At 72.6% G+C, this 6,642-nt stretch carries 5 protein-coding genes and 1 pseudogene; 1 reads left to right on the plus strand and 5 read right to left on the minus strand.

From position 1 onward, the window contains the following. Positions 1-37: 37 nt before the first annotated feature. The 5 genes from ACWGIU_RS25525 to ACWGIU_RS25545 all read right to left on the minus strand — a co-directional run bounded on the left by ACWGIU_RS25525 (position 38) and on the right by ACWGIU_RS25545 (position 5,985). Positions 38-502: a hypothetical protein gene (locus tag ACWGIU_RS25525; protein ID WP_453709460.1), complete on the minus strand. Its 465-nt coding sequence runs from the start codon at positions 500-502 to the stop codon at positions 38-40. Positions 503-504: 2 nt separating this feature from the next. Continuing rightward, positions 505-999: a hypothetical protein gene (locus ACWGIU_RS25530; protein ID WP_453709462.1), complete on the minus strand. Its 495-nt coding sequence runs from the start codon at positions 997-999 to the stop codon at positions 505-507. Positions 1,000-1,028: 29 nt separating this feature from the next. Further along, positions 1,029-2,336: a hypothetical protein gene (locus ACWGIU_RS25535; RefSeq protein ID WP_453709464.1), complete on the minus strand. Its 1,308-nt coding sequence runs from the start codon at positions 2,334-2,336 to the stop codon at positions 1,029-1,031. A gap of 30 nt (positions 2,337-2,366) precedes the next feature. Then, positions 2,367-2,867 (minus strand): hypothetical protein, encoded by a 501-nt coding sequence (locus ACWGIU_RS25540; RefSeq protein WP_453709465.1) that lies wholly within the window; start codon positions 2,865-2,867, stop codon positions 2,367-2,369. 130 nt (positions 2,868-2,997) lie between these two features. Continuing rightward, positions 2,998-5,985 carry a bifunctional [glutamine synthetase] adenylyltransferase/[glutamine synthetase]-adenylyl-L-tyrosine phosphorylase gene (locus tag ACWGIU_RS25545; RefSeq protein ID WP_453709467.1) on the minus strand — a complete coding sequence of 996 codons (2,988 nt, stop codon included), beginning with the start codon at positions 5,983-5,985 and terminating at the stop codon, positions 2,998-3,000. Positions 5,986-6,334: 349 nt separating this feature from the next. Here ACWGIU_RS25545 and ACWGIU_RS25550 point away from each other — a divergent pair. Next, positions 6,335-6,642: pseudogene (locus ACWGIU_RS25550) on the plus strand (hypothetical protein); the annotation flags it as partial.

Raw genomic sequence — 6,642 nt, forward strand, 5'->3', positions numbered from 1 at the left:
CCCTCTGAGGGTCCGCGGTCCGTCGCGTCCGTTCCGCTCACAGCCTGAACAGCACTCCGCGCCACGTCCAGCCTGCCCTGAGGACCGCGTTCTGCAGGGGGTTCTTCACCAGCCCCGTCTCGAAGCGGAACGTCTCCACCTTGCGGCGGCGGCCGTCAGCGCCCCGCTGGAACTCCCACTGCTTGTAGACCGCCTTCCCCGGCCCCCGGCCGTACTGCTCGCCGGAGCGCTCCAGCGAGGGCTCCCACCGCTCTTCGAGTACGCGCACCTCGTGCTTCGCCGGGACCAGACGCATGCTGGTCCTGAGGGTCAGGCGCATTTCGCTGACGCGGCACTCCACCACCAGGTCGGCCCGCTCTCGCGGGGTGCCCTCGCGGACGGTGAACAGCCCGTCCGGGCCGCCCAGCGCCAGCAGCGCGTCCCGGAGCTCGTCGGCGGCCCCCGGCGTGACGCCACGGGCCGGGTACCTGGTGCCGGTGTACTTGTCCCGGAGACGGCCCATCGTCAACTCTCCGTCCCTTGGTCCGGGCGCACCGAGCGTACGAAGTCCTGGAACTCTCCCAGGACTTCGTCGTGCTGGGCCGCGGTGGCGGTCAGGGCCAGGCGGATCATCGCCCGCTTGTGCGGGTCCCCGGTGTCCACGAGGAACAGGTACACCTGGGACTGGACGAGTTCGTGGGGGACGCCGTCGGCCACGGCCGAGAATCTCAGCCGCTGGGTCAGGGCGGGCGCGTCCTCGGACCCGGCCTCACGGCGGTGGACCACCTCCACCGACTCGGCGAACTCGCGCAGGCGCTCCACCGACGCATCGGCGATCTCGGCCAGGGTCACCCCGTCCTTCGGGAACCCGCCGTCGATGGTGATGTTGGCGGTGAACCCGGCGTCCGGCTGTGGATGCACCGCGGCGAAGGCCACTCCCGGGTCGAACCCCTCCGGACGGGCCGGGATCCACCCCTCGGGCAGCCGGAACTCGATCGGCACCGGCAGTGTCGTGGGCATCGGGGGCCCTCCTTCCATGGAATCGGACATCAGTCGAGCAACCAGTCCTTGAAGTCGCCGGCGGCGTCGCCGACCGCGTGCGCCGTATCGCCCACCGCGTCGGCCATGTCACCGGCGGTCTTGGCCACCTTCTCCGGGTCGACGGTGATCTCCAGGCCTATGGAGCCGCCGAGGAGGGGCGAGGCGCCGGCCTTGCCGCCGAGCTTGTACACACCGGTCTCTTCGTCCTTCTTGTAGCCCCACCAGGCCTCGGCACCGGGACCCGCCCATCCTTCGGCCGTCAGGCCGACGCCGATGCCGCCGGACTCCACGCCTCCGGTGAGGCTGCCTTTCGCCCCGGCGAATGCCTTCCCGCCGATCGTCACTTCTTCCTTGGTGGCCTTGAGGGTGCCCGCGAGCTCGCCACCGGCGAATCCCTCGGCCCGCCCGTAGACGCTCTGGTACTCGCCTCCGGCCCGGCCCTCGGCCAGTGCCCGGATCCCCGCGGACCCCTCGGCCTTGGCCACGAAACCCTTGTCCGTGATGCCGACGTTCGCGGTGGCCCGGGCTCCGCCGTAGATGTCGGCGATGCCGGAAAGCTGCATCGGCCCGAGGTTCCCCTCTCCCTTCGCGGTGGCGTGGAAGAGGTCGGCGTAGGCCTTGATCGAGGCCTCTTTGCCGTACTGGCCCCAGCCGGTGCTGGACCAGCCGACATCCCAGGTGTCGGTCTTCGTCCTGATCTGGGTTTCGTCGAGCTTCTTGGCCTTCGCCAGGTCGCCCTCGGCGTAGTTGTTGAAGCCGGTGAGGGTCTCGTCGGCGCCGCTGCCCTGACCCAGGGCGTCCCTGTTGCTGTCGTTCACGGCCGCCACGAGGGCGTCCTTGACGTGCTGGTCGGCGTCGGAGGCGGCCTTGACCCGGTCGTCGATGTGCTTCTGCCACTTGCCGACCGCGGTGCGTACGGCCTCCTGGCCGTCGGGGTCGTGGTGGTAGGCGCTGCGCTCGGAGGGCGTCAGCTTGGAGTAGTCGAAGGCGACGCGCCCCTGCTCCGAGACGGTCATGCCGGCGGCGATCGCGTCGTCGCGGGCGCTCTCCAGCTTCTTCCTGAGGTCGACGAGCTGTTCGTGGGCGCCCCGCAACAGGCTCGCCACCGCCTTGGCCTGATTCTGCGCGGCGGAGTACTCGTAGCGGGTCGCCGTGAACTTCGTCCGCGCCGCCGCGGCGCTGACACCGACCCAGGTGTCCCCCATGGTGATCTTCTGGACGGTGTCCCCGTAGCGGGTCTCGACCTTCTTCAGCTCGCCCGCCATCGAGTCCCACTTGGCGGCGGCCGTCGTCAGCAGGCCCAGGTCCGTGGTCATGACTTCGTGATAGGTCAGCACCACAGCCCCCTACATACCGTGCAGTTGCGACTTCGACGCGAACTGGTTGCCCAGGCCGATGTCGTTTCGGGCGATGGACCCCGAGGCGCCGCGCAGCGCGATCTTCTCCCCGGCGAGGCGGCCCATCAGGGTCTTCACCTGCTGATCCCACGTGTCCGCCACCTTCTTCAGGCCGGCGGCGGTCTCCCACCCCTCGTAGCCCTTCCGGGCGTTGGCGGTGGCGTCGTCCGCGTGCTCCGCGGCCGTCTTGGTGGCGGGCTCCAGCTCGTTCTCGATGGTGTTCGCCGCCGCACTCTTCTCCGCGGGCGTCGAGGCGAAGTCCTTGGAGCCGTCCGGAACGAACAGCCCCGACGACGGCGGGACGACCCCCGGCGCGTACGGGACCACCGGCGGCGCGGTGACGCCCGGCGCGTACGGACCGGGCGTCGGCGGGGTGACCCCCGGAGCGTAAGGACCCAATGGCGGCCCGCTGTTCAACCGCATGTCCACCTGGCCGAGATCATCTGACATGGTCACGCCTCCCCGTAGTTGAGGGTGATCATATGCAAAGTCGCGAAGGAATCGGCCGGAGCCGACCGGTCTGCCGCAAGGCCCGGCACGCCCCCGCCCGGGCACCGTCCGACCGTGCGCCCGGGAACCGCTACGCGCCGTAGAACAGTTCGTCCACCACCGCCCGGGCACGACGGGTGACGCGGCGGTAGTCGTCCAGCATCTCCCCTACCGTGCCCTCGGCGTAGCCGAGGTAGCGGCCCACGGCCGCGAGTTCCCGCGCCTCGGTCGGGAAGGTGTCCCCGGCGCGCCCGCGCACCAGCATCACGGCGTTGCGGACCCGGGTCGCCAGGACCCAGGCCTCGTCGAGGACCTGCGCCTCCTCGGTCGGGATCAGCCCGGCCGCGTGGGCGGCCGTCAGGGCCTCGCGGGTACGGGTGGTGCGCAGGCCGGGTTCGGCCCAGGCGTGCCGCATCTGGATCAGCTGGACGGTCCACTCGACGTCGCTGAGGCCGCCGCGGCCGAGCTTGGTGTGCAGGGTCGGGTCCGCCCCGCGGGGCAGCCGCTCCGCCTCCATGCGGGCCTTGAGCCGGCGGATCTCGCGGACGGCGTCCTCGCCGAGCCCCTCCACCGGGTAGCGCAGCGGATCGATCAGCTCGATGAAGCGGGCGCCGATGTCGGCGTCGCCCGCCACCGGTTGGGCGCGCAGCAGGGCCTGGCTCTCCCAGGTCAGGGACCAGCGCCGGTAGTAGGCGGCGTAGGAGGCGAGGGTGCGCACCAGCGGCCCGGAGCGGCCTTCGGGGCGCAGGTCGGCGTCGATGAGCAGCGGCGGGTCGGTGCTGGGCAGCTGGAGCAGCCTGCGCATCTCGGCGACGACGGTCTGGGCGGCCTTCGCGGCCTCCTGCTCGCCGACGCCCTCGCGGGGTTCGTGGACGAACAGGACGTCGGCGTCGGAGCCGTAACCGAGCTCGTGGCCGCCGAAGCGGCCGACGCCGATGACGGCGAAGCGGGTGGGCAGCGTGTCGCCGTAGTGGCTGTGGACGGCGGCGCGCAGGGCCCCGGCGATGGTGGCGGCGGTGAGGTCGGAGACGGCTCCGCCGACCCGGTCGACGAGGGCCCCGTGGTCCTCCTCGGCCGGGTTGTCCTCCGTACCGTAGGAGCCGATGATGTCGGCCGCGGTGGTACGGAAGAGCTCCCGGCGGCGCACGCCGCGGGCGACGGCGACGGCGGCCTCGGGGGTCTCGGCGCGACCGACGGCGGCGAGGACCTCCTGCTCCAGGGCCTCGTGCGTACGGGGCTGCAGGCCTTCGGGGTCGCCGAGCAGGGCCACGGCCTCGGGGGCGCGCATCAGCAGGTCGGGGGCGAGGCGCCCGGCGGACAGGACACGGGCGAGGTTCTCGGCGGCGGCGCCCTCGTCGCGCAGCAGGCGCAGGTACCAGGGGGTCTTGCCGAGGGCGTCGGAGACCTTGCGGAAGTTCAGCAGGCCGGCGTCCGGGTCGGCGGAGTCGGCGAACCAGCCGAGCATCACCGGCAGCAGGGTGCGCTGGATGGCGGCCTTGCGGGTGACGCCGGAGGCGAGGGCTTCGAGGTGGCGCAGGGCCGAGGCCGGGTCGGCGTAGCCGAGGGCTTCGAGGCGCTGGCCGGCGGCCCGCGGGGAGAGCCGGGTCTCGCCCGGGGCGAGCTGGGCGACGGCGTCGAGCAGCGGCCGGTAGAAGAGCTTCTCGTGCAGGCGCCGGACCACGGAGGCGTGCCGGCGCCAGGCCTTGTTGAGCTCGGCGACGGGTTCGGTGCGCAGGCCCATGGAGCGGCCGAGGCGCCGCAGGTCGTTCTCGTCCTCGGGGACGAGGTGGGTGCGGCGCAGCCGGTAGAGCTGGATGCGGTGCTCCATGGCGCGCAGGAAGCGGTACGCGTCGTGCAGTTGGGCGGCGTCCGCGCGGCCGACGTAGCCGCCGGCGGCGAGGGCGTGCAGGGCGTCGAGGGTGGTGCCGGAGTGCAGGGTGGCGTCGCTGCGGCCGTGCACGAGCTGGAGCAGCTGGACGGCGAACTCGACGTCGCGCAGGCCACCGGGACCGAGCTTGAGCTCGCGGTCGACCTGGGCCGCGGGGATGTTGTCGACGACGCGGCGGCGCATCTTCTGGACGTCGGCGACGAAGTTCTCGCGTTCGGCGGCCTGCCAGACCAGCGGGCTTATGGCGGCGATGTACTCGGCGCCCAGGGCCGCGTCGCCGGCCACGGCGCGGGCTTTCAGGAGGGCCTGGAACTCCCAGGTCTTGGCCCAGCGCTGGTAGTACGCCAGGTGGGAGGCGAAGGTACGGACGAGGGGGCCGTTGCGGCCCTCGGGGCGGAGGTTGGCGTCGACGGGCCAGATGGTGCCCTCGACGGTGGTCTCGGAGCAGATCCGCATGAGGTGGGAGGCGAGGCGGGTGGCGGCCTGGAGGGCCTTGGCCTCGTCGGCGCCGGGGGCCGCGTCGCCGACGAAGATGACGTCGACGTCGGAGACGTAATTCAGCTCGTTGCCGCCGCACTTGCCCATCGCGATGACGGCGAGGCGGCACAGGGCGGCGTCGTCGGGGGCGGCGGCGGAGGCGATCCGCAGGGCCGCGCGAAGGGTGGCGGTGGCCAGGTCGGCGAGCTCGGCGGCGGTCTGGGCGACGTCGATGGTGCCGCAGACGTCGCGGGCGGCGATGGAGATCAGGCAGCGCCGGTAGGCGACGCGCAGGCCGACGGGGTCGTGCGCGTCGGCGAGGCCGCGCTCGAACTCGGGGAGCCCGGGGTGCAGGTCGGCGGCCTCGTAGGTGATGAGGCTGCGCCAGTCGCGGGGGTGGCGGGCGAGGTGGTCGCCGAGGGCTTCGGAGGCGCCCAGCACGCCGAGCAGCCGGTCGCGCAGCGGCTTGGCGCTGACGAGGGTGTCGAGGAGCCCGGGCAGCTCGCCGTCCGGTTGGGCCTCGGCGAGCCGGACGAGCCCGAGGAGGGCGAGGTCCGGGTCGGCGGTCGCGCCGAGGGCGTCGAGCAGCACGGGATCGGTGCGTACGGCCGCGAGCGCCTCGGCGTCGAGCAGCCGGGCGGCGGCGGAGGGGTCGGTGAACCCGCTGCGGAGCAGCCGGCTGAAGGTGCTGCTCCTGCGTCCCGGGACCGTCATCCCGCCGCCTCCCGAGGTTGTCGCTGCCACTGCTTGCCGGTCTGTCCTGAGCCTAAGGGCTGTCCCGTCACCCCCGGCGGGCGCACGACGACAGCCACGGCACCTCGCCGCGTTGTCGGAGCGCCCGAATACGCCCAGTATGCAGACGCGCCTCCGCCTTGCGATGCACCGCATCCGACGCCGTGCGCCGATCCACCGGGGATCACGGGAGAGCGCTCAGGCCGTAGGTGTGGGCGTGTCCGGATCAGATGTTCGATCCGAGACGCATACGATGCCAGGGACTGTCTGATCATCGGTTTACTTATCGCGTCATGGGGGTACTCCCCGTCGGCCGGCCGGGAGGAGCCTCGTGTCCGACTCCTGGCAGGGCCCCGAGGTGTGGGACCCACAGAGTGTGCCGACCGGATCCGGGTGGGAGCAGCAGGCCTGGCCGTCCGGGCAGGAGCACCAGCAGCACCCGACGCAACAGCCGTACCAGGGCTACCCGCAGCAGCACACGTACCCCTACGTGCCCCCGTCCCGGCGGGTCCAACCCGCCGTGCGTGAAGCCGGGTCGGCCGACCCGCCTGCCGTGGCCGAGCCTGTCGCCCTGGCCGAGCACGCCGAAGCCCCCGAGACCCAGCACGCCGGAGCCGAGGCCCCCGAAGCCCCCGGGGC

It is taken from the genome of Streptomyces sp. NPDC054840 (genome assembly GCF_053611065.1).